At 68.4% G+C, this 22471-nt stretch carries 24 protein-coding genes and 1 pseudogene; 6 read left to right on the forward strand and 19 right to left on the reverse strand.

Features of this window, described 5'->3' with window-relative positions; all coding sequences use genetic code 11:
- From PL79_RS13115 to PL79_RS36610, 4 genes are all read right to left on the reverse strand, one after another.
- Positions 1-783, reverse strand: a 783-nt coding sequence (locus tag PL79_RS13115; RefSeq protein ID WP_135801052.1) for an aminotransferase class III-fold pyridoxal phosphate-dependent enzyme, incomplete at its 3' end; no start/stop codon positions are given.
- A gap of 37 nt (positions 784-820) precedes the next feature.
- Entirely contained in the window at positions 821-2158 is a 1338-nt protein-coding gene (locus PL79_RS13120; RefSeq protein WP_044849097.1) for a glutamine synthetase family protein, read from the reverse strand.
- 29 nt (positions 2159-2187) lie between these two features.
- Complete coding sequence (locus PL79_RS13125; protein WP_044849096.1) at positions 2188-2973, reverse strand: gamma-glutamyl-gamma-aminobutyrate hydrolase family protein; 786 nt, start codon at positions 2971-2973, stop codon at positions 2188-2190.
- 285 nt (positions 2974-3258) lie between these two features.
- Positions 3259-3441, reverse strand: coding sequence for a hypothetical protein (locus tag PL79_RS36610; RefSeq protein WP_006402789.1), 183 nt, complete (start codon positions 3439-3441; stop codon positions 3259-3261).
- 468 nt (positions 3442-3909) lie between these two features.
- On the opposite strand from PL79_RS36610, the gene PL79_RS13135 reads away from it, so the two are divergent.
- Together PL79_RS13135 and PL79_RS13140 are read left to right on the forward strand one after the other, a co-directional pair.
- A complete protein-coding gene (locus PL79_RS13135; RefSeq protein ID WP_044849101.1) occupies positions 3910-4461 on the forward strand; it encodes a cupin domain-containing protein in 552 nt (183 codons plus the stop codon).
- 89 nt (positions 4462-4550) lie between these two features.
- On the forward strand, positions 4551-6041 hold the full coding sequence (locus PL79_RS13140; protein ID WP_044849095.1) for an aldehyde dehydrogenase: 1491 nt from the start codon (positions 4551-4553) through the stop codon (positions 6039-6041).
- Between the two features lie 60 nt (positions 6042-6101).
- Here PL79_RS13140 and PL79_RS13145 read toward each other — a convergent pair whose 3' ends face one another.
- Positions 6102-6302 (reverse strand): heavy-metal-associated domain-containing protein, encoded by a 201-nt coding sequence (locus PL79_RS13145; protein ID WP_044849094.1) that lies wholly within the window; start codon positions 6300-6302, stop codon positions 6102-6104.
- Between the two features lie 333 nt (positions 6303-6635).
- On the opposite strand from PL79_RS13145, the gene PL79_RS13155 reads away from it, so the two are divergent.
- Positions 6636-6968, forward strand: coding sequence for a cupredoxin domain-containing protein (locus PL79_RS13155; protein WP_011353437.1), 333 nt, complete (start codon positions 6636-6638; stop codon positions 6966-6968).
- 12 nt (positions 6969-6980) lie between these two features.
- The gene (locus tag PL79_RS13160) at positions 6981-7817 is read left to right on the forward strand and encodes an FTR1 family iron permease (protein WP_044849093.1); all 837 of its coding nucleotides are present in this window, start codon (positions 6981-6983) and stop codon (positions 7815-7817) included.
- Positions 7818-7890: 73 nt separating this feature from the next.
- Here the strand turns inward: PL79_RS13160 and PL79_RS13165 are convergent, their stop codons facing one another.
- The 9 genes from PL79_RS13165 to PL79_RS13205 all read right to left on the reverse strand — a co-directional run bounded on the left by PL79_RS13165 (position 7891) and on the right by PL79_RS13205 (position 15021).
- A complete protein-coding gene (locus PL79_RS13165) occupies positions 7891-8109 on the reverse strand; it encodes a hypothetical protein (protein WP_040142345.1) in 219 nt (72 codons plus the stop codon).
- Positions 8109-8564 (reverse strand): hypothetical protein, encoded by a 456-nt coding sequence (locus tag PL79_RS13170; RefSeq protein WP_044849092.1) that lies wholly within the window; start codon positions 8562-8564, stop codon positions 8109-8111. The genes PL79_RS13165 and PL79_RS13170 overlap by 1 nt, the downstream gene beginning before the upstream one ends.
- An 85-nt stretch (positions 8565-8649) precedes the next feature.
- Entirely contained in the window at positions 8650-8970 is a 321-nt protein-coding gene (locus PL79_RS13175) for a helix-turn-helix domain-containing protein (RefSeq protein ID WP_044849091.1), read from the reverse strand.
- Complete coding sequence (locus tag PL79_RS13180; RefSeq protein WP_044849090.1) at positions 8963-9328, reverse strand: type II toxin-antitoxin system RelE/ParE family toxin; 366 nt, start codon at positions 9326-9328, stop codon at positions 8963-8965. Before PL79_RS13180 ends, PL79_RS13175 begins: the two co-directional genes overlap by 8 nt.
- Positions 9329-9434: 106 nt before the next feature.
- Positions 9435-11252, reverse strand: a complete 1818-nt coding sequence (gene glmS, locus PL79_RS13185; protein WP_044849089.1) for a glutamine--fructose-6-phosphate transaminase (isomerizing) — start codon at positions 11250-11252, stop codon at positions 9435-9437.
- Between the two features lie 53 nt (positions 11253-11305).
- Positions 11306-12667 carry a bifunctional UDP-N-acetylglucosamine diphosphorylase/glucosamine-1-phosphate N-acetyltransferase GlmU gene (gene glmU / locus PL79_RS13190; RefSeq protein WP_044849088.1) on the reverse strand — a complete coding sequence of 454 codons (1362 nt, stop codon included), beginning with the start codon at positions 12665-12667 and terminating at the stop codon, positions 11306-11308.
- Between the two features lie 135 nt (positions 12668-12802).
- Complete coding sequence (ttcA, locus tag PL79_RS13195) at positions 12803-13798, reverse strand: tRNA 2-thiocytidine(32) synthetase TtcA (protein WP_044849087.1); 996 nt, start codon at positions 13796-13798, stop codon at positions 12803-12805.
- Complete coding sequence (locus PL79_RS13200; RefSeq protein ID WP_044849086.1) at positions 13795-14199, reverse strand: dihydroneopterin aldolase; 405 nt, start codon at positions 14197-14199, stop codon at positions 13795-13797. The genes ttcA and PL79_RS13200 overlap by 4 nt, the downstream gene beginning before the upstream one ends.
- Positions 14200-14277: 78 nt before the next feature.
- The gene (locus PL79_RS13205) at positions 14278-15021 is read right to left on the reverse strand and encodes an SDR family oxidoreductase (RefSeq protein ID WP_044849085.1); all 744 of its coding nucleotides are present in this window, start codon (positions 15019-15021) and stop codon (positions 14278-14280) included.
- Positions 15022-15034: 13 nt separating this feature from the next.
- On the opposite strand from PL79_RS13205, the gene PL79_RS13210 reads away from it, so the two are divergent.
- Positions 15035-16225, forward strand: coding sequence for a class I SAM-dependent methyltransferase (locus tag PL79_RS13210; protein ID WP_044849084.1), 1191 nt, complete (start codon positions 15035-15037; stop codon positions 16223-16225).
- A gap of 12 nt (positions 16226-16237) precedes the next feature.
- Positions 16238-16432 carry a DUF2905 domain-containing protein gene (locus PL79_RS13215; RefSeq protein WP_044849083.1) on the forward strand — a complete coding sequence of 65 codons (195 nt, stop codon included), beginning with the start codon at positions 16238-16240 and terminating at the stop codon, positions 16430-16432.
- Positions 16433-16523: 91 nt separating this feature from the next.
- Here the strand turns inward: PL79_RS13215 and PL79_RS13220 are convergent, their stop codons facing one another.
- The 5 genes and pseudogenes from PL79_RS13220 to PL79_RS13240 all read right to left on the reverse strand — a co-directional run bounded on the left by PL79_RS13220 (position 16524) and on the right by PL79_RS13240 (position 22231).
- Positions 16524-16745, reverse strand: a complete 222-nt coding sequence (locus PL79_RS13220) for a hypothetical protein (protein ID WP_044849082.1) — start codon at positions 16743-16745, stop codon at positions 16524-16526.
- A 98-nt stretch (positions 16746-16843) separates the two neighbouring features.
- Positions 16844-17751: pseudogene (locus tag PL79_RS13225) on the reverse strand (carbohydrate kinase family protein).
- Complete coding sequence (locus PL79_RS13230) at positions 17748-19028, reverse strand: AGE family epimerase/isomerase (RefSeq protein WP_044846143.1); 1281 nt, start codon at positions 19026-19028, stop codon at positions 17748-17750. Before PL79_RS13230 ends, PL79_RS13225 begins: the two are co-directional and overlap by 4 nt.
- Positions 19025-20044 carry a LacI family DNA-binding transcriptional regulator gene (locus PL79_RS13235; protein WP_044846144.1) on the reverse strand — a complete coding sequence of 340 codons (1020 nt, stop codon included), beginning with the start codon at positions 20042-20044 and terminating at the stop codon, positions 19025-19027. The genes PL79_RS13230 and PL79_RS13235 overlap by 4 nt, the downstream gene beginning before the upstream one ends.
- Positions 20045-20392: 348 nt before the next feature.
- On the reverse strand, positions 20393-22231 hold the full coding sequence (locus PL79_RS13240; RefSeq protein ID WP_044846145.1) for an EAL domain-containing protein: 1839 nt from the start codon (positions 22229-22231) through the stop codon (positions 20393-20395).
- Positions 22232-22471: the final 240 nt, after the last annotated feature.

The following is a 22471-nucleotide window of genomic DNA, read 5'->3' on the forward strand; positions in this document are numbered from 1 at the left end:
CGTCGACGGCGGGAAGATCACGCCGCCCGCGCCCTGGAACGGCTCGCCGATGAACGCCGCGACGTTCTCCGCGCCGAGCTCTAGGATCTTCGCCTCGAGCTGCTGCGCGCGTGCGAGGCCGAACGCTTCGGGCGTCTCGCCGGCTTGCGCTTCGCCGAAGAAATACGGCTGGTCGATGTGCACGATGTTCTCGACCTTCGACGGCATCTGCTCGTGCATGTAGCCCATCCCGCCGAGCGTGCCGCCCGCGATCGTCGAGCCGTGATAGCCGTTCTTGCGCGAGATCACGTATTTCTTCTGCGGCTTGCCCTGCACGCGCCAGTACTGGTGCACGAGGCGCAGCACGGTGTCGTTGCCTTCCGAGCCGCTGTTGCAATAGAAGAAGTGGTTGAAACCCGCGGGCGTCACTTCGGCGAGCATCGCCGACAGTTCGATCACCGGCGGGTGCGTCGTCTTGAAGAACGTGTTGTAGAACGGCAGTTCCTGCAGTTGGCGATATGCGGCATCGGCAAGTTCCTTGCGGCCGTAGCCGACATTCACGCACCAGAGGCCGGCCATCCCGTCGATGACCTTGTTGCCGTCCGAGTCCCACAGATAGACGCCGTCGGCCTTTACGATCACGCGGCTGCCCGCGCGATTGAGCGCACCCATGTCCGAGAAGGGATGGATGTGGTGCGCGGCGTCGAGCGCGCGGTATTCGGCGGTCGAGCGTGCCTGCGTCGTGCGCGGTGCGGTGGCCGGCGCGGCCGGCTGGATCCAGGCAGATTCGTTGCGGTACGTCATGTTTCCTCCGTGATTCCGTATTCGGTCGTGTGCACGCTCAGACGTGCAGCAGCAGATGGCGGCGTTCCCACGAACTGATCACGCGGAAGAACGCTTCGTATTCGGTTTCCTTCAGCGCGAAATACGCCTTCAGGAACTTGTGGCCGAGAATCTCGCCGAGCGGCTCGCACGCGGCCATCAGCGTGAGCCCTTCCTCGAGGTTGCGCGGCAGCTGGTACGGCAGCTCGTAGCCGTCGCTGACGAGCGGTTCGGTCGGCTCGAGACGCTGCGTCATGCCGAGATAGCCGGCCGCGAGCGTCGCCGCGAGCGCGAGGTACGGGTTGCAGTCGACGCCCGGAATCCGGTTCTCGATGCGGCGCGCGGCCGGGCCCGAGTGCGGGATGCGGAAGCCGACCGTGCGGTTGTCGTAGCCCCACTGCACGTTGATCGGCGCGGCCATGAAGCGCGACAGCCGGCGATACGAGTTGATGTACGGCGCGAAGATCGGCATCAGGGCGGGCGTGTACTTCTGCAGCCCCGCGAGGTAGTTGTAGAACAGCGAGGTCGCGCCGCCCGTTTCCGGCGACGTGAACAGGTTGCGGCCCGTTTCCTCGTCGACGATGCTCTGGTGCACGTGCATCGCCGAGCCCGGCTCGTTTTCCATCGGCTTGGCCATGAAGGTCGAGTACATGTTGTGGCGCAACGCGGCCTCGCGCACCGTGCGCTTGAACAGGAACACTTGGTCGGCCAGCGACAGCGCGTCGCCGTGCATGAAGTTGATCTCCATCTGCGCGGCGCCGACTTCGTGGATCAGCGTGTCGATGTCGAGGTTCTGCGCTTCGCAGTACTCGTAGATGTCCTCGAACAGCGGGTCGAACTCGTTGACCGCCTCGATCGAATACGACTGGCGTCCCGTCTCGGGGCGGCCCGTGCGGCCGACCGGCGGACGCAGCGGCAGGTCCGGGTCCTTGTTCATGTCGACCAGGTAGAACTCGAGCTCCGGCGCGACGACCGGCTTCCAGCCCTTCGCCTTGTAGAGGTCGAGCACGCGGCGCAGCACGTAGCGCGGCGAGATCTCGACCGGCGAGCCGTCGAAGTGCACGCAGTCGTGGATCACCTGCGCGGTCGGATCGACGGCCCACGGGATCAGGCGAATGGTCGACGTGTCGGGCACGCACACCATGTCGGGATCGGTCACGCCGGTCAGCGAGCCGTCTTCCGGATAGTCGCCGGTGACGGTCTGCACCATCACGGCCTGCGGCAGCCGCATCGATTCGCCGGACGTGAACTTGTTGCGCGGCGTGATCTTGCCGCGCGCGATGCCGGCCATGTCGGGAATGATCGCTTCGATCTCGGTGATCCGGTGCTGCTTCAGAAAGTCTTCGATGTCTTGCATGTCTGTTCTCGTTATGTGGGGCGGCGCGCTCAGGCGAGCGCGGCGGCGGCCGTGGCACGTGTGCGGGCGTCGCGGCGCGCGCGGCAGGCGTCGCCGAAGGCGCGGAAGATCGCGCTCGACAGCGGGTCATGCGCATGCCGCCATTCCGGGTGCCACTGCACGGCGAGGGCGAAGGCCGGGGCATCGACGACGCTGACGGCCTCGATCAGGCCGTCCGGCGCGACGGCTTCGACGGCGAGGCCGGAACCGAGCTGCGCGATGCCCTGCTTGTGCAGCGAGTTCACGTGCACGTCGTCGCGGCCGCCGGCGAGCGTGTGCAGCACGCCGCCGGGCGTCAGGTGCACGACGTGCGCGGGGCCGTATTGCATGTCCATCGGCGCGTCGTCGTCCTCGCGGTGATCGGCGAGGCCCGGCACGTCGTGCACGCGCTGATGCAGCGTGCCGCCGCAAACGACGTTCAGCTCCTGGAAGCCGCGGCACACGGCCAGCACGGGCACGCCCGCGACGATCGCCGCGCGCAGCAGCGGCAGCGTCGTCGCGTCGCGTGCGGGATCGTGCTTCGTGCCGGGCGCGCTCGGCTCGCCGCCATACAGGTGCGGCTCGACGTTCGAATAGCTGCCGGTAAACAACAGGCCGTCGACCGTGGCGAGCACGTCGTCGACCGACTGGCGATCGCCGAGCGCGGGCAGCACCATCGCGAGCGCGTGTGCGCCGTCGACGATCGCCGCGACGTACTTGTCGCCGACCGTGTGCGACGCATGTGCGCCGATCTGCGTGAAGTCGGCGGTGATGCCGACGAGGGGTTTCCTTTCCATGACGTCAATCAGTTGTCCGTAGGGCCGTTGCGTGCATGACGCGAGAAAACCGCAAAATGCAGGCGCGACACGACCCCGCAGCCTCGCGAAACGCGCAAGGCCGCTGGTGAATGGGCGCAACGGGTTCGCATGGCGATCCGCGCTGCGCGCGACGGTCAGGCCATCGTTCGTTTCGTTGTGCCGTGCGACGCGGCAATGAATGCGCGAACGCGTTCCGTCACCGCGCAGACGACGCGGCTGACGAACAGGCAGTTGAAACGAACGACGAGAAAAGGAGGAGAGGCGCTATGGCAGCAGCGACGCGACTTCGTCGGTATCGACGGCCACGAACGCGCGTGCGGAAACGGCGTTGTGACGGCGAACGGAACGACGGGACAGGATGGTGTAGATCGACAGATGCAGCAGGCGAGGACTATGCCAGCCGCAACTGCCATCGGAAGCGGGAGCAGCGCTGCGCAAACTTCGCACATCGCCTCGATCCCACCTCACCAGAGGGCCACGGACTCTCACGATTACACTCGACTGGTTTGTTGAAAGTATTGAACACCTGATCGTTTCGGCGCGCGAGGCGTTTAAAATAATCAAGGTGCCCGGCCTGCGTCATTTACATTGATGGGCATCAATTTTTACGTTGCAATAACGTTTTTCGGTGCCGATGAATGGCCAATGACGCTGACCTGAGAGCCAGCATATACGAGCCAAAAACGGCGTCAAATGTTTTTTGACGGTCTCGTGTCAGGGCTTTCCCGAGGCACTGCGAACAAAATATTCGTAAATGGAATGACGCACGAGGTGTTCATTATTTCGAACGCCTTTCAGGGTTTTCCCCGCTGATGTGCGGCATAAAGTGATTAGAATATTCAACGGCTGCTCAATGCTGTCCAACGCGTCGTTTCACTTTTTCACCGCACTTCTATCGTGTCCGAAACCGAATCGATGTCCACCGAAGTCGCCGAGCGCCTGCGTTTCGTGCGCAACAAGCATGGCCTGTCGCAGCGCGAACTCGCGAAGCGGGCCGGCGTGACCAACGGCACGATCTCGCTGATCGAACAGGGGCGCGTGAGCCCGTCGGTCGGCTCGCTGAAGAAACTGCTCGAATGCATCCCGATGAGTCTCGCGGAGTTCTTCACGTTCGAGCTGGTCGAATCGCGCTCGGTCGTGTCGCGACGTGACGAGATGCCGAACCTCGGCAACGACGCGCTCGCGTTTCACCTCGTCGGCGCGGGCGTGAAGGACCGCAACATGTGCATCATGCGCGAGGTCTACCAGCCGCTCGCCGATACGGGGCCCGAGATGCTCGTGCACGCGGGGCACGAGGGTGGCGTGGTCGTGTCGGGCCGGCTCGAGCTCACCGTCGACGGCGCGACCTGGCTGCTCGACCCCGGAGACGGCTACTACTTCGAAAGCCGTTTGCCGCACCGTTTTCGCAATCCCAGCGCGGAACAGCTCTGCGAGGTCGTGTCGGCCAATTCGCCGGCCACCTTCTGACCGCGCATCACCGCATTCGCCACCGCCGGCAGCGTTGCCGTTGCACGGCGTGCCGCAGCGCGAATGCTACAACCGTTGAGGCATCCTGAATGAACAAGTTGACTTTGGCTGACTGGCAGGACAAGGCGGCGTCGCTCGAGATCGAGGGGCGCGCATTCATCGATGGCGCGTCGCGCGACGCGCACGGCGGCAAGACGTTCGACTGCGTGAGCCCGATCGACGGCCGCGTGCTCGCGAAGGTGGCCGATTGCGGCGAGGCCGACGTGAACGCCGCCGTCGCGGCCGCCCGCCGCGCGTTCGACGCCGGCGTGTGGGCCGGACTGAACCCGCGCGCGCGCAAGGCCGTGCTGCTGCGCTGGGCCGCACTGATGCGCGAGCATCTCGACGAACTGTCGCTGCTCGAGACGCTCGACGCCGGCAAGCCGATCGGCGACACGACGACGGTCGACGTGCCGGGCGCCGCGTATTGCGTCGAGTGGTTCGCCGAAGCGATCGACAAGGTCGGCGGCGAAGTCGCGCCGGCCGACCATCATCTCGTCGGTCTCGTCACGCGCGAGCCGGTCGGCGTGGTCGCGGCCGTCGTGCCGTGGAACTTCCCGATCCTGATGGCCGCATGGAAGTTCGGCCCGGCGCTCGCGGCCGGCAACAGCGTCGTGCTGAAACCGTCGGAGAAATCGCCGCTCACTGCGATCCGCGTCGCGCAGCTCGCGTACGAGGCCGGCATCCCGGCCGGCGTGTTCAACGTCGTGCCGGGCGCGGGCGAACCGGGCAAGCTGCTCGCGCTGCATCGCGACGTCGACTGCATCGCGTTCACCGGCTCCACGGCAGTCGGCAAGCTGATCATGCAGTACGCCGCGCAGTCGAACCTGAAGCGCGCATGGCTCGAACTCGGCGGCAAGTCGCCGAACATCGTGCTGCCCGATTGCCCGGACCTCGACCGCGCCGCGCAGGCCGCGGCCGGCGCGATCTTCTACAACATGGGCGAGATGTGCACGGCCGGCTCGCGCCTGCTCGTGCATCGCGACATCAAGGACGCGTTCATCGAGAAGCTGGTCGCGGCCGCGCGTGCGTACGTGCCGGGCAACCCGCTCGATCCGTCGGTATCGATGGGCGCGATCGTCGACGGCATCCAGCTCGAGCGCGTGCTCGGCTACATCGACGCCGGGCGCAAGGAAGGCACGCTCGTCACGGGCGGTGCGCGCGTGAAGGCGGAGACGGGCGGCTTCTACGTCGAGCCGACGGTGTTCGAGGTGAAGCCCGATGCGAAGATCGCGCGCGAGGAGATCTTCGGTCCCGTGCTGTCGGTGATCGTGTTCGACGATGTCGACGAGGCGGTGCGGATCGCGAACGATACCGAGTACGGGCTCGCGGCGGCGGTGTGGACGTCGGACCTGACGACCGCGCACGACGTGTCGCGCCGGCTGCGCGCGGGCACCGTGTGGGTGAACTGCTACGACGAAGGCGGCGACATGAACTTCCCGTTCGGCGGCTACAAGCAGTCGGGCAACGGCCGCGACAAGTCGCTGCATGCGCTCGAGAAGTACACCGAACTGAAGTCGACGCTGATCCGGCTGCGCTGACGCGGCCGGTGTGCGGGCGCGGTGCCGACGGGCGCCGCGCCCGTGCTGCGCATGCGCGCGTCAAGCCGTGCGCAGCGCCGGGTGAAAGCCCGCGGCTTCGATGATCGACTGCACGCGTTCGGCGCCTTGCGCCGATTCGACCTTGACCGTCTTCGCGGCCACGTCGATGTCGAGCTTCGCAGCGGGGTCGGCTGCCGTCACGGCACGCGTGATGGCGTTGGCGCAGCCGCCGCAGGTCATGTCCTGGACTTCGAATTCCATCGTGTTCTCCTGGGTTGGGTGGCGATTCACAAACGTCGCCAGCATGAAGCTTGCCATGGTGGGAAGGTCAAGCCATTCGTCGCGTTCGGTATCGCACAAGCTGTTTGTAAAGCTGATGTCAGACGAATCGTAATCCGCGGATGTACGTCAGTCCGAATTTTTCCCGATTGACGGTCGCGCATTGTCGGCGAAATCTGGCGGAGCCTTGCACGACAAGGTGCGTGTCGCGTCGACGACGCCCGATGCCCATGCCGACAGTAAGGGTACTTCGGGAGGGAAATGCGAATCGATCTTACTATCGGTTCCCCCTCGATATTTCATTTCGTTACCCATATGAATCGCTTCGCTTTCGGTTTCGCACTGGCCCTGCTGGGCGCATCGGCAACGTCCGCCTTCGCTGCCGACGACGTCGTCAACCTGACCCTGAAGGACCACAAGTTCTCGCCCGACGGCGTGACGATTCCGGCCGGCAAGAAGGTGAAGTTCGTCGTGAAGAACCTCGACGCGACGCCCGCGGAATTCGAAAGCGACGATTTCAAGGCAGAGAAGGTCGTGCCGGCCGGCAAGTCGGTCGAGATCCTCGTCGGGCCGCTGAAGGCCGGCACCTACGAGTTCCACGACGAGTATCACGAAGCGCAGTCGAAGACGCACCTGACCGTCAAGTAAGCGGATATCGCCATGCTGTCTACTGCCCTGATCGTCTTTCGTGAAGTGCTCGAGGCCGCGCTGGTGGTCTCGATCGTGATGGCCGCCACGAAGGGCGTGCCGCGGCGCGGCTGGTGGGTCGGCGGCGGGCTCGTCGGCGGCGTGATCGGCGCCGGCCTGATCGCCGCGTTCGCCGACGTGATCTCGCAGTGGGCATCCGGCATGGGGCAGGAAGTCTTCAACGCGGGCGTGATGTTCGTCGCGACGCTGATGCTCGCGTGGCATTGCATCTGGATGAGCCGCCACGGCCGCGAGATGGCGCTGCACATGGGCGAGGTCGGGCGGGCCGTCGCGGCCGGCAGCCGGCCGCTGACGGGGCTCGCGATCGTGGTCGGCGTCGCGGTATTGCGCGAAGGCTCCGAGGCCGTGCTGTTCCTGTACGGCATCGCGGCGGGCGATCCGGGACAGACGCCGCAGATGATCGTCGGCGGGCTGCTCGGCGTGCTGGGCGGCGCCGGGCTCGGTTATGCGATGTATGCGGGCCTGCTGCAGATTCCGCTCAAGCGCCTGTTTTCCGTCACCAATGCGCTGATCGTGCTGCTCGCGGCAGGGATGGCGAGCCAGTGCGTCGGCTTCCTGCTTGCCGCGGGCCTCGTGCCGTCGTGGGGCGACGCGGTCTGGGATACCTCGTGGCTGCTCAAGGAAACGAGCATCGTCGGCAAGGCGCTGCATACGTTGATCGGCTATACCGCGCGTCCGGCGGGGATCCAGATCGCCGCGTACCTGGTCACACTGGTTGCGATCGTCGTGCTCGCGCGGCTCGTCGGCCGGCCCCGGACGGTCGTGCCGCCGCCGCGGCCCGTCGCCTGAGCGGGCGGGGCCGAATGCAAAAAGGGGCGTCGTGGACGCCCCTTGTTACTTGCGTTGACGGTTCGCGGGCCGTTCAGCGATGGCTGTCGATCCACGCGCGGGCCCATTCGAGCCCCGCTTCGCGCGCTTCGTCCTCGGTATCGAACACGCCGAGCACGCCCGACGCTTCGACGAGCCGGTTGTTCTGCGTGATCGTGCCGCTCGCCGCGAAGCGCTCGGGCTGCAGGATTTCGTCCTGCTGCAGGATCGAATGGCCCCAGATCTGGTAGCCGTGATAGGTCTGCGCTTCCATTATCGCGTCACCTCCGCGGAACGGCGGCTCGCGCCGACGCGCAGCACGTTGCCGTCCGGCGTGTATTGCCGCGGGATATCGGAGTAGCCGAGTGCGTGCGGCGTGTCGGGCACGGTCGGCTGCATCACGGTGAGCCGGCCCGGCGCGGGCTGCGCGACCGGGCGCGGCGCGGCGGGCGCATCGACCGTCGCGGCGGTCGGTCGATGCGGCGCGGTTTTCACGGCTTGTGCGACGCGGCGCTTGTGCGGCTTGACGGCGACCTTCGGCTGCACGCTCGCGTGCTTTTCCGCGGTCTTGTTGCCGGCGTGCGCGTCGGCGGCCGCGCGCGGGGTCGGCGTACGTGCCGCCGGCACGCGCGCCTCGGGCGGGTTCCAGACTTCGACGTAGTGCTCGGTCGCCCAGCCCGTCGACGCGAAGCTCAGCGCCAGCAATCCGCATCCAAACAGTCTTACCATGGTCTCTCCGTCATCTTGCTTGCGGCTTGCGTCGTGTTGCGGTGCCCGGGGCGGCGGCCGCTCATCGGCGTTCGGGGAACGCGGTTCAGGAAAATACCTCGAGCCCGTGCTTCTCGACGATCTGCAGCATGCGCGCGGCGATGCCGCTCGGCCGCTTGTCGCCCTGTTCCCATTGGCGGATCGTCGACGTCGTCGTGTTCAGGTAGAGCGCGAACACGCTCTGGCTGACGTTGACCGACTTGCGGATGCGGGCAATTTCTTCCGGATCGAACTTCGGCGCCGCTTCGATGCATAGTGCGTCGTATTCGCGCATCGTCTTCTTGTCGATCAGCCGTGCGCGATAGAGGCCCGACGCGGCGCTGTGGACCGCCTCCGTCGCGTCGGTCTTGAATCGGCTCTTAGCCATTGCAAATCTCCACCCACTCGTTCAGTGCGACCAGTGTCTCGATGTCGACGTCGGTGCGCCGACCGACGTCCGCAGCGAGCTTTTTGAAGGCGCGCAGTTCGCGAGCGTCGATGTCGTCACGGTCGCGCTTCGCGAACAGGAACACGAACACCCACGTATGCCCGAGCTTGCCCAGCACGATGCCGCGCTGCCGATTTCCGTCCAGGCGCTTTTTCCAGACGTTGCCGCCGAGATCGACGCCCTGGCCCCGCGCCAGCTCGCGCACCGCGCGGCACAGTTCGCCATCGGCGATTCCCGCTTTTCCTGCTGCCTTGTGAAACCACTTCGTCTTGAATACGCGTCGTACGGAAGCAGACATGTCGAGCCAGTCGAGTCAGCACAGGATTATATACCACTATGTGGTACATATTTCGACCTGGCCGAATGGCCTGCTTCCCGCCGCTACGCAGCCCGGCAAGCCGGCGTTACTCCACCGTCACCGACTTCGCGAGGTTGCGCGGCTTGTCGACGTCGGTGCCGCGCGCGCACGCGGTGTGATACGCGAGCAGCTGCAGCGGCACGACGTGCAGGATCGGCGACAGCTGGCCGTAGTGTTCCGGCATCCGGATCACGTGCAGGCCGTCGTCGTTGACGATCTGCGTGTCGGCATCCGCGAACACGTACAGCTCGCCGCCGCGCGCGCGCACTTCCTGCATGTTCGACTTCAGCTTCTCGAGCAGCGTGTCGTTCGGCGCGACCGTGACGACCGGCATCGCTTCCGTGACGAGCGCGAGCGGGCCGTGCTTCAGTTCGCCGGCCGGATAGGCCTCCGCGTGGATGTACGAGATTTCCTTCAGCTTCAGCGCGCCTTCGAGCGCGATCGGGTAGTGCAGCCCGCGGCCGAGGAACAGCGCGTTTTCCTTGCGCGCGAATTCCTCCGACCACGCGATGATCTGCGGCTCGAGCGCGAGCACGCTGTTCAGCGCGGCCGGCAGGTGGCGCAGCTCCTTCAGGAATTGCGCTTCCTGCGCGGCGTCGACGTGCCCGCGCAGCTTGCCGAGCGTCGCGGCCAGCACGAACAGCGCGACGAGCTGGGTCGTGAACGCCTTGGTCGACGCGACGCCGATCTCGGTGCCCGCGTGCGTCAGGAACTGCATCTCGGTGAGGCGCACCATCGCGCTCGTCGCGACGTTGCACACCGCGAGCGTGTGCGTGTGGCCGAGCGACTGCGCGTGCTTGAGCGCGGCGAGCGTGTCGGCCGTCTCGCCCGACTGCGAGATCACCAGCACCAGCTGGCGCGGGTTCGGCACCGACTCGCGGTAGCGGTATTCGCTCGCGATCTCGACCTGGGTCGGAATCTTCGCGATCGATTCGAGCCAGTACTTCGCGGTGAGGCCCGAGTAGTAGCTCGTGCCGCACGCGAGGATCAGCAGGCTGTCGATGTCCGCGAACGCGGCGGGGGCCGCGTCGCCGAACAGCGTCGCGTCGAACGCTTCGGTTTGCGGCACCGTATCGCTGATCGCGCGCGGCTGCTCGAAGATTTCCTTCTGCATGAAGTGGCGATACGGGCCCAGCTCGACCGCGCCGCCGTATGCGCTGACCACGCGGATCTCGCGCTGCGCGAGCGCGCCGTGGCGGTCGACGATCTTCACGCCGTCGAGCGACAGCTCGCACACGTCGCCTTCCTCGAGGAACGTGAAATGGTCGGTGCTGCCGGCCAGCGCCAGTGCGTCGGAGGCGAGGAAGTTCTCGCCGTCGCCGTGGCCGACGACGAGCGGCGAACCCTGGCGCGCGCCGACGACGATGTGCGGCTGGTCCTTGTGGGTCACCGCGATCGCATACGCGCCGTGCAGCTGCTGCACGGCTTCGCGCACGGCCTCGAACAGGTCGCCGCGATACAGGCTGTGCACGAGGTGCGCGATCACTTCGGTGTCGGTCTGCGACACGAATTCGTAGCCCTTCGCGCGCAGCGCGTCGCGCAGCGTCTCGAAGTTCTCGATGATGCCGTTGTGCACCAGCGCGAGCGCGTTCGACGAGAAGATCGGGTGTGCGTTGTGCGTGACGGGCGCGCCGTGCGTCGCCCAGCGCGTGTGCGCGACGCCGGTCGTGCCTTCGAGGTGCGATTCCTGCACCTGCGCGTCGAGATCGGCGACGCGCGCGACGCTGCGTGCGCGCTTCGGCGCGTCCGGCTCGAGCACGGCGACGCCGCACGAGTCATAGCCACGGTATTCGAGGCGCCGCAATCCTTCGATCAGCACCGGAACGATATTACGCTGCGCAACTGCGCCGACAATGCCGCACATGAAAATCTACCCTCTCAATGTGGATACGGACGCCGCGCGGCGCCCGCATGATGTTAATTTTTCTTCTTGACCGGTCGGACGTAGCCGCTCTTCGCGGTCTGCGTCTTCTCGTTCAATGCGAGGACGCCCTCGGCGACGTCCTTCCAGATCGTCGTGCCGGCCGCGATCGTCACGCCACGGCCGACGCGCACCGGCGCGACGAGCTGCGTGTCCGAGCCGACGAACACGTCGTCCTCGATCACGGTGCGGAACTTGTTCGCGCCGTCGTAGTTGCAGGTGATCGTGCCGGCGCCGATGTTCACGCGCGCACCGATGTCGGCATCGCCGATGTAGGTCAGGTGGTTCGCCTTCGAACCGTGGCCGATCACCGCGTTCTTCACCTCGACGAAGTTGCCGACGTGCGCTTCGTCCGCGAGCTGCGCGCCCGGGCGCAGCCGCGCGTACGGGCCGATCACGGTGTGCGCGCCGAGTTCGGCGCCGTCGATGTGCGTGAACGCGTCGATGCGCGTGCCCGCGCCGATCGACGCGTTGCGGATCACGCAGTTCGCGCCGATCGTCACGTTGTCGGCGAGCGTCACGTTGCCTTCGAACACGCAGTTCACGTCGATCGACACGTCGCGGCCGCACCGGAGCGTGCCGCGCACGTCGAGGCGCGCCGGATCGGCGAGCGTGACGCCGTCGACGAGCAGCGCATCGGCGACGTTGCGCTGATGGATGCGCTCGAGTTCCGCGAGCTGCGCCTTGCTGTTCACGCCGAGCGTTTCCCAGTCCTCGTCGGGCTGCGCCGTGACGATCTCGAAGCCGGCCTCGATCGCGAGTTCGACGACGTCGGTCAGGTAGTACTCGCCCTGCGCGTTCTCGTTCTTCAGCGCGCCGAGCCACATCGACAGCTGGGCCGTCGGCGTGACGATGATGCCGGTGTTGATCTCGGCGATCTTCAGTTGCTCGGGCGACGCATCCTTCTGCTCGACGATGCGCGTGACGAAGCCGGACGCGTCGCGCACGATGCGGCCGTAGCCGGTCGGATCGTCGAGCGTGACCGTCAGAATCCCGTAGCGGCCCTCGCGCGCGGCGTCGACCAGACGCCGCAGCGTCGACGCGCGGGTGAGCGGCACGTCGCCGTACAGCACCAGCGTCGGTTGCGCGGGATCGAGCAGCGGCAGCGCCTGGCGCACCGCGTGGCCGGTGCCGAGCTGCTCGGCCTGTACCGCGAACTGGACGTCGGGCGCGGCGACGGCGGCCTGGACCTGCTCGGCGCCATGACCGACGACGACGACGAGCCGCGACGGCTGCAGCGTGCGCGCGGTGGCGATGACGTGGGAGAGGAGCGGCCTGCCGGCCAGGGGGTGGAGCACTTTCGGCAGCGCGGAACGCATGCGCTTGCCGGTGCCTGCCGCCAAAATCACGATATTCATGGCGCCAGCTTGTCAGAGGAGTTCGAAGCCGTCCATTTTAGCATGCGGCCCCTGGCGTTCCGGGCCTGTCGCGACGGGGCGACAGTGCCGGAAAGGGGGCTTGCGCCCCCGCGCCGGCGCATGTTCCCGCCCTGCTCACAGGTCGTCGAACTGGACGATCGAGATCGGTTTCGCGGCCCCCGGCACGGCGGTATCTTCGCCGGACGCGCACGGCTCCTCGTCGAACGCGATGTCGCCCTGCGGATCGGCTTCTCCGGTCGCGCGCAGCGACGCGAACGGGAACTGGGTCGTATCCATCAGGTGCGACGGCACGACGTTCGCGAGCGCGCTGAACATGTTGTCGACGCGGCCCGGGAAGCGCTTGTCCCATTCGCGGATCAGCGCCTTCATTTCCGCGCGCTTCAGGTTCGGCTGGCTGCCGCACAGGTTGCACGGGATGATCGGGAATTCGCGCAGCTCCGCGTATTTCTCGAGATCGGTTTCCTTCACGTACGCGAGCGGGCGGATCACGACGTTCCGGCCGTCGTCCGACTGCAGCTTCGGCGGCATCCCCTTCAGCTTGCCGCCGTAGAACATGTTGAGCAGCAAGGTTTGCAGGATGTCGTCGCGGTGATGGCCGAGCGCGATCTTGGTCGCGCCGAGCTCGCCCGCCACGCGGTACAGGATCCCGCGGCGCAGCCGCGAGCACAGCGAGCAGGTCGTCTTGCCTTCGGGCACGAGCCGCTTGACGATGCTGTAGGTGTCCTGGTTCTCGATGTGGAACGGCACGCCGATCTGCGTCAGGTACTCGGGCAGCACGTGCTCGGGGAAGCCCGGCTGCTTCTGGTCGAGGTTGACCGCGACGATGTCGAAGTCGATCGGCGCGCGCTCGCGCAGGCGCAGCAGCACGTCGAGCATCGCGTAGCTGTCCTTGCCGCCCGACAGGCACACCATCACCTTGTCGCCCTGCTCGATCATGTTGTAGTCGCCGATCGCCTGGCCGACCTGGCGCACGATCCGCTTGAACAGCTTGTTGTTCTCGTACGCTTCCTTCTGCTCGCGGCGCGTCAGCGCGCGGCGGCCGGTGTCGGCGGCGGTGGCTTCGATGGCGGCGCCATCGGCCGCCGTGTCGTTCATGTGGGGGGCGTTCATGCGCGCTCCTCGTCCTTGATGCGAAAGACTTCGACGCCGACGGCGTCGCAGTCCGGATAGGCGTCCGGTTTCTCGGTACAGACGCGTACCGCGCGCACGGTGTCGTGCGCCAGCAGGTTCGCGGCGATCGCGTCGCACAGCGTTTCCTGCAGGTGGATGTGGCCGCGCGCCAGGCACTGCGCGACGCTCTGCTTCATCAGGTCGTAGTCGACGACTTCATGCAGCCGGTCGTCGACGGGGGTGGACAGCGCGAGCGGCACGAACAGGTCGATGTTGATGACGACGCGCTGCTCGCCGCGCTTCTCGTGTTCGAAGGCCCCGATGTTGATGTGCACCTCGTAGTCGCGCAGGTAGAGCCTGCGGCAGTCCGCGAGGCGGGGGTGCAGGAGAGCGGAAAACATGGTCGTCCCAGTCAAATTGGCGTGCACGCACGCAAAGCGGCGCGGGCGGCGGCGGTCGGGCCGCGCGCTCCGCGCAGTTCAGTCATTCGGGCCGGCGGCGGGCGGCACCAGGTGCTCGCCGCCGTCGACGGTCAGCGTCGCGCCCGTGACGCCGGGCGCGCTCGCGAGATAGCAGGCCGCCGCCGCGATGTCGTTCGCGTGCGGCGCGTGGCCGCGCACGAGCGCCGCGACGCGCACCTTCGGCGCCAGCGCCAGCGCGAGCGCCGAGGTCGCGCGGTTCAGCGCGGCCTGCATCAGCGCGTGCGACAGCTGCGCCGGCGCCGGGTGAAACAGGGCCTGATCCAGCACGTGAATCGCGCAGGCGCGCAGCGATTCGTCGTCGCGCGCGGCATCGGGCGTCGCGTCGGCGAGCGCGCGGGCCAGCGCGAGCGGCGCCGTCACGTTGCGCGCGAGCGCGCCGGCGAGCGACGCGCCGTCCACGGTATGCGCGTCGTCGGTGCCGGCGCAAGCGCTCACGAACACCGCACAGGCGGGCCGGCCGAGCGCCGCGCCGCATGCGGCGACGAGCGCGGCCGCATCGGCTTCCAGGGCCAGATCGGCGTCGAGCACGGCCGCGCGGCGGCCCAGTGCGGCGACTTCGGCGACCAGCGCGTCGCCAGCCGCGCGCGGCGCGCCGGGACTGCGCTGCAGCGCGACGTCCCAGCCGCGCTGCGCGAATCCGGTCGCGAGCGCGCGGCCGAGCGACGCGGCGTCGGCCGCGCTGCCCAGCGCGCCCGCGACGAGCGCGATGCGCGGGGGCGACGTATCGGCTGAAACGGTCATTTACAATGCCGGGATGAACCCGAAAGCTCACGAACCCGCTAGTTTACCTGCTCCCGGCCCTGACGCGCTCGCGCAGTCCGAAACCCTCGCCGCGCAACTGCGCGACGAGATCGCGGCGGCCGGCGGCTGGCTGCCGTTCGACCGCTTCATGGAGCGCGCGCTGTACGCGCCCGGCCTCGGCTATTACAGCGGCGGCGCGCGCAAGTTCGGGCGCCGCGCCGACGACGGCAGCGACTTCGTCACGGCCCCCGAGCTGTCGCCGCTGTTCGCGCAGACGCTCGCGAATCCCGTCGCCGACGCGCTCGAGGCGAGCGGCACGCGCCGCGTGATGGAATTCGGCGCGGGCACCGGCAAGCTCGCGGCCGGGCTGCTCGCGGCGCTCGATGCGCTCGGCGTCGAGCTCGACGAATACCTGATCGTCGACCTGTCCGGCGAACTGCGCGAACGGCAGCGCGACACGATCGCGGCGGCTGCGTCGGCGCTCGCCGGGAAAGTACGCTGGCTCGACGCGCTGCCCGAGCGCTTCGACGGTGTCGTGATCGGCAACGAGGTGCTCGACGCGATGCCGGTGCGCCTCTTCGCGAAGGCGGGCGGCGCGTGGCGCGAGCGCGGCGTCGCGCTCGACGCGCGGCACGCGTTCGTGTTCGACGACCGGCCCGTGGGCGCGGCCGGCCTGCCGCCGGTGCTCGCGACGCTCGACGTCGACGACGGCTACGTGACCGAAACACATGAAGCCGCGCTGGCGTTCACGCGCACCGTGTGCACGATGCTCGGGCGCGGCGCGGTGCTGCTGGTCGACTACGGCTTCCCCGCGCACGAGTACTACCACCCGCAGCGCGACCGCGGCACGCTGATGTGCCACTACCGCCACCACGCGCACGACGACGCCTTCCTGTACCCGGGCCTGCAGGACATCACCGCGCACGTCGAATTCACCGGCATCTACGACGCGGGCGTCGCGACCGGCGCGGACCTGCTCGGCTACACGTCGCAGGCGCGTTTCCTGTTGAACGCGGGCATCACCGACGCGCTCGCCGCGATCGATCCGTCCGACATCCACCAGTTCCTGCCGGCCGCGAACGCGGTGCAGAAGCTGATCTCGGAAGCCGAGATGGGCGAGCTGTTCAAGGTGATCGCGTTCTCGCGCGGCATCGACGGCACGCTCGACGCGTTCGCGCGCGGCGACCGCTCGCACGCGCTCTGACGGGAGCACGGGATGCTGCGCTGGCTGATGGCGTCGTTCGTCGCGGTGATGATCCTGACGCGCTGCTGGCCGTGGCTCGGCAAGTTCGGCATCGGGCGGATGCCGGGCGACGTCACGCTGACGCTCGGCGGGCGGCGTTATCCGTTCCCGTTCATGTCGACACTGGTGCTGACGATGCTGGTGTCGGTGGTGGCGCGGCTGCTCTGAGCCGTGCCGGATGCGGCGGCGCGTCGCGGTCCGGCCGCGGCGCGCGCGTGAAGGTTCGGCGCGCGACGGATCGCGCATGACGATTCGCGCGTCAAAGCTCGATTTCGCCGAGGATCCGGTGCGCGAGCGCCTTCGCCTCGTCGAACGCCTCTTCCTCGCTCGGACTCGTCGTGTGGACGTCGTAGCGCACGTTCTCCGTCTCGTCGCCGTCGTCCCGGGCGAGGATCACGTAGCCCTGGAACTGTCCGTTGGCGGCGTGCTGCGTATGCGCCTTGGCCGTGTAGATGCCCTTCGTGAACGTGTTCGTGTCCATCGTGCCTCTCCCGCAATAGGACACTTCATCGTAGCACTGCGGCGCAGCATGTACAGCGCCGCATATCGGCGACCGATCAGCGCGCCGTCATCATCCCGTCACCCTTCGAGCAGCGCGACGACCTCGTCGAGCGTCGGCGCGTGCGCGCCCGTGTGCCGGCATGCGGCGGCGCCCGCCGCGAGCGCGAACGCGAGATGCTCGCGCCACGACCGCTGCGGCGCGGCCATCAGGCTGAACAGCATGCCGCCGATCGACGCGTCGCGGCGCCGACGGTGTCGACCACCTCGACGCGCGGCGGGCTGGCCTCGAGCACGTCGCCGTCCGCGTACAGCGTCGCCGCCTGCGCGCCGCGCGTGACGAGCACGGCCGCGCGCGGATTCAGCGCGCGCACCGCCGCGACCGCGTCGGGGCCGTCGCCGCCGAACAGGTGGCGCAGGTCCTCGTCGGAGACCTTGATCAGGTCGGCGAGCGCGGCCATCTTCTCCAGCGTCGGCCGGTACGCGGCCGTCATCAGGTTCCGGTAGTTCGGATCGAAGCTGATCTTCACGCCGCGCGCGTGCAGGTCGGCCGCCAGCGCGACGAGCGTGCCCGCGAGCGGCTCGCGCACCAGGCTGATGCAGCCGAAGTGCGCCCATTTCACGTGCCCGGCCCAGCCGGCCGGCAGCCGCGCCGGGTCGAACGCGAGGTCCGCGCTCGCTTCGCCGATGAAGAAGTACGCGGGCGGCCGCGTCTCGTGGACGATCGCCAGCAGCGGCGCACGCGGGACCCGCTGCAGGAAGCGCAGGTCGAGCCCGGCGGCCTCGCTGGTGCGCCACAGCACGTCGGAGAAGCAGTCCTCGCCGATCGCGCCCGCGAGCGCGCTCGGCAGGCCGAGCCGCGCGACCGCGCGCGCGACGTTCCAGCCGGCGCCGCCCGGCACCGAGGTCCACTGCGCGTCGCCTGCGCGCACCATGTCGGTCAGGATGTCGCCCGCCGACACGAAGGCCGGAAAGGTGCCGCCGCTCATTGCGTCGGCTCGCTGCGCGCCGCGCGCGCGAGGGTCGCGAGCACGTCGTAGCACGCACCCATCGTGTGATAGTCGGTCTTGCCGGCCGGGCTTTTCTCGTCGCTGTACTTGCGGTTGTCGCAGGTGAGGATCCGGTACCACGCGCCGTAGCGGTGATCGACGAAATGCGCCCAGCTGTAGCGCCAGATCTCGTCGTACCAATCCCAGAAACGCTCGCTGCCGGTGCGCGCGCCGAGCATCGCGGCCGCCGCGAAGGTCTCCGCCTGCACCCAGAAATACTTGTTGTGGTCGCAGATCGTGAAGTCGGGGCCGAAGCCGTAGCAGAGGCCGCCGTGATCGGCGTCCCACGCGTGCGTGAGCGCCGCGTCGAACAGCTCGGCCGCGCGCGGCACGAGCCAGTCGAGCGGGCGGTGCCGCTCCAGGATCAGCAGCAGCTTCGCCCATTCGGTCTGGTGCCCGGGCTGGAAGCCCCACGGACGGAAGATGTTCGAGCTGTCTTCCTTGTTGTAGTCCCAGTCGATCGACCAGTCCGCGTGGTAGTGCTCCCACACGAGGCCGCCCGACAGCGCGGCCTGGCGCTGCGTGATGTGGGTCGCGAGCTTTTCCGCGCGGTCGAGGTAGGTGAGGTGGCCGGTCGCCTCGTACGCCGCGAGCAACGCTTCCGTCATGTGCATGTTCGCGTTCTGGCCGCGGTACGACGACACGATCCAGTTCGGCGTCGCGTCGTCCGCGTAGAGGCCGGCGGCCGCATCCCAGAAGCGGTGTTCGGCGAGCTCGTAGGTCGACGCGATCAGCGCGCGCGCTTCGTCGATGCCGGCCATCGTCGCGTGCGCGGCGGCCAGCAGCACGAACGCGAGCCCGTAGCAATGGCGCGTGCCGTCGAGCGTCGCGTGCTTCGTGCCGTCGCGCCAGTCGAGCTCCCAGTCGTAGCCTTGCAGCGCCTCGTCCCAGTGCGCGTCGCGCAGGAAGCGCAGCCCGTGGCGCGCGTAGTCGAGATGGCGCGGATCGCCGAAATGCCGGTACGCCATCGCGTAGTTGAAGACGAACCGGCAACTGCTGACCAGATGTCGCGACGTGCGGTTGTAGACGCTGCCGTCGTCGCGGAAATAGTGGTGGAAGCCGCCCGTCGGGTCGAACGCGTTCGTCGCGTAGAACCGCAGCGTGTCCTCGACGTGCGACAGCAGGAACGACGGATCGCGGAAGCTCGCGACGAACGGTGCCGCTTGCGCGTGGTTGGCCGGCGTGGCCGTGCGGGATTGGGCCGGGGGCATGTTCATGATTCGGTGACCGTGGCGGTATCGAGCGCCGGTGAGCCGGCGGGCTGGCTGCTGGCCCGTACGATCAGCTCGACGGGCAGGGAGATCTCGGTGCGCTCGGGGGCTTCCGCGAGCAGCAGTTCGACGCCGCGGCGGCCGAGCGCTTCCTTGTCGACGGCGAGCGTCGTGAGCGGCGGGTTCGCGTGCGCGGCGGCCGGGATGTCGTCGAAGCCGACGATCGCGATGTCTTCCGGAATCCGCACGCCGCGCGCGAGGCACACGCGCTGCGCGGCCAGCGCGGCGGCGTCGTTGTACGCGAACACGGCGTCCGGGCGCGGGCCCGGCGCGTCGAGCAGCTGCTGCATCGCCCGCGCGGCGCCGGTGTCGGGGTCGAGCCCGGCGTCGATCGTCACTTCGTACGCGGGATCGAACAGCCGCCCGGCCTCGAAGAACGCGCGCCGGTAGCCGATCGCGCGCTGCGCGATGCTGTAGTGCGCGGCCGAGCCGCCGATGAACGCGATCCGCGAGCGGCCGATCGCGAGCAGGTGACGCATCGCGAGCGCCGCGCCCGTCGCGTTGTCGATGTTCACCGAGCGCAGGCCGGGCGCCCACAGGTCGATCAGCACGAGCGGCCGGCCGGTCGCGGCGAGCGCCTCGATCGTCTCGGGCTCGATGAAGCCGGCCACCGCGATCGCGTCGGGCGCGTGCGGGCGCATCTGGCGCAGCACGTCGTCGTTCGGGCCGACCGTGAGCAGCGTCGGCACGATGCCGCGCTCGCGGCACGCGTCCTCGACGCCGTGCAGCACGTGCGAGAAGAACGGGCTGGCGGGAAAGCGGTTGTGCTGGCGGTGCAGCAGGAAGGTGAGCCGGCGGATGCGCGGCCGCAACTGGGCCGGGTCATAGCCGAGCCGCTGCGCGATCTCGACGATGCGCGCTCGCGTGGCTTCGGACAGGCCCGGCTGGTTTTTCAGCGCGCGGGAGACGGTGCCGATCGAGACCTCTGCCGCCCGCGCTACGTCGCGAATGGTGGTGCCCATCGTTCGGGATCCGGTTTGTTTAGGGTGACGGCGATTGTATAGTAAACGCGGCGCCTAATTCGGGCCGGATAACCGGGGAATACCCGGAAATAGCGGGTTTTTGCGAGCTAATCTGCGAAAACGCCGTTACTAAAAATACTAAACAAAACGCGGAAAAGGCAAGGTGATCACGCGGAATGTGGCGGTGCCGGCAGGTGGAGCGTCGGGCACGTTCCGCTGCCCGGCGTGAACGGGGGCGGCGGGCGATCGCCGGCGCTTGCCGGGGCGCGGCCCGGCCCGGCCGGCGCGGCACCGCAACGTCGCTCGGGCGGGCTGGCGACCTGCCTGCGACCGGCAACCGCCCGCCACTCAGCCTGCCGCCGCGTGCGGCGGCTCGCCGCGATCGCGCAGCGCCGCGCGGCCCGCGTCCAGATCGACGACCGCGAGCCCGCCCGGCTGCTGTTTCGCGCGCCGCTTCGCGAGCGCCGCGACCGATGCGATCTCGTCGCTGCCGTAGCGTATCGCGCCGTTCGCGCCGGCCGGCACGCCGACCACACCGATCGCCATCGTCACGAAGCCGAAGAACGCGGGGTTGCCGTAGCGGTCCTCGCCGCGCAGCCCGCCCGCCAGCCGGTCGGCCTGCGTATAGAAGCGCTGCGCGCCGTCGTTGAAGCGCGCGATCGCGTCGGCCGCGCGCGCGTGCCAGTCGTCGCGCTGGAACAGCACGAGGAAATCGTCGCCGCCGACGTGTCCGAGAAAGTCGCGTTGCGGATCGCACACGCCGGCCAGCACCGTCGCCGCGAACTTCAGCACTTCGTCGCCTTGCCAGTAGCCGTACTGGTCGTTGAACGGCTTGAACTGGTTCAGGTCGACGTAGCACGCGTGGAAGCCGGCGTCGCGCGCCAGCAGGCGCTCGATATGCGCGCTGATCGGGATGTTGCCGGGCAGGAACGTCAGCGGATTCGCGTAGCGCGCGGCCTCGATGCGCATTTCGGTCACCGCGCGCACGAGGCTTTCGCCGGTGCCGAGCCCGACGTAGCGGCCGTGTTCGGTGATCACGAAGCCGTCCGCGAGGTAGCGCTGGTCGTGGCTCGCGAGCAGCATCGCGAGCTGCTCGACCGTCGTCGCGTTGTCGATCATCAGCGGCGCGTCGTTCGCGAACTGCAGGCACGGCTTCTTCCCGAACACCTCGCGGTGGTACGGCAGCGCGAAGCGGTCGATGAAGCCGCGCCGGTTCACGAGCGCGACCGGCCGGCCGCGTTCGACGAGTGCGACCGCGTGCAGCGCGGGCATCCGGTTGAACAGGTCGAGCACGTCGTTGCTGGTCGCGTCGCGCGGCAGCGCCGGCGCGGCGACGAGCATCTTCGCCGCGATCGTGCCGGCCGGCCGCACGGCGCGGGTCGCACCGGGAAACACCGCGATGTGAGGGGCGCGGATCGCGTCGCGCGCGGCCGGCGCGACGACCGGCGAGGGTTGCGCGTCCGGCCGGCCGAGCAGGAAGCCCTGCACGCAGCCGATGCCCATGTCGCGCACGACGAGCAGGTCGCACTCGTTCTCGATCCCTTCCGCGATCAGTTGCGCGCCGCTTGCCTGCGCGAAGTGCTGCATCGCCCTGACCGCCTCGAACTTGAGCGGATCGCGCGCGATGTCGTGGATGAAGAAGCGGTCGATCTTCACGACATCCGGGTGCAGGCGCAGCCACAGGTTCATGCTCGCGTTCGCGGTGCCGTAGTCGTCGAGCGCGAACTGGATGCCGGCGTCGCGCAGCGAGGCGACCGCCGGCCCGATGCGCGCGACGTCCGGCAGCGCGGTCTGCTCCGTCAGCTCGATCACGATGCGCTCGGCGCCGATCCGCGCGCGCACGAGCAGTTGCCGCGCGCGCTCGCGTTCGCGCGCGAGTTGCAGGATCGTGCCCGCGCTGAAGTTGAGGAACAGCTTGCCGTCGCAGCCGAGCGCCGCGAATGCGTCGAGGCAGGTGCGCGCGGCCGCCTGTTCGAGCGCGACGGTCGTGCCGTCGCGGGCGGCCTGCGCGAACAGTGCGGCCGGCGGCTCGAGGTCGGTGCCGCGCGGGCCGCGGATCAGGCCTTCGTAGCCGACGACCGTGCCCGACCCGAGATCGACGATCGGCTGGAACACGGCCGCGAGCGCGCGTTCCGCGATCAGGCGGGTGGTGGGGGCGGCGGGCGAGTCGGGATGGGGCGCGGGCATGGACGAAGGCGGCCGAGACGACGGGACGCCCGACTTTAACGGCAGTGCGCGCGGAGAATTGAATGAAGATTTCGTGACGCGATGCGCGTCGATGGTGCATGCGTCGCGGCGGGCTGCGCGGCGGGGAGGCGGGAAGTGGGAAGCGGGAAGCGGGAAGCGGGAAGCGGGAAGCGGGAAGCGGGAAGCGGGAAGCGAGAAGCGAGAAGCGAGAAGCGAGAAGCGAGAAGCGAGAGGCGAGAG

It is taken from the genome of Burkholderia sp. USMB20, assembly GCF_000949135.2.
Lineage (GTDB): Bacteria > Pseudomonadota > Gammaproteobacteria > Burkholderiales > Burkholderiaceae > Burkholderia.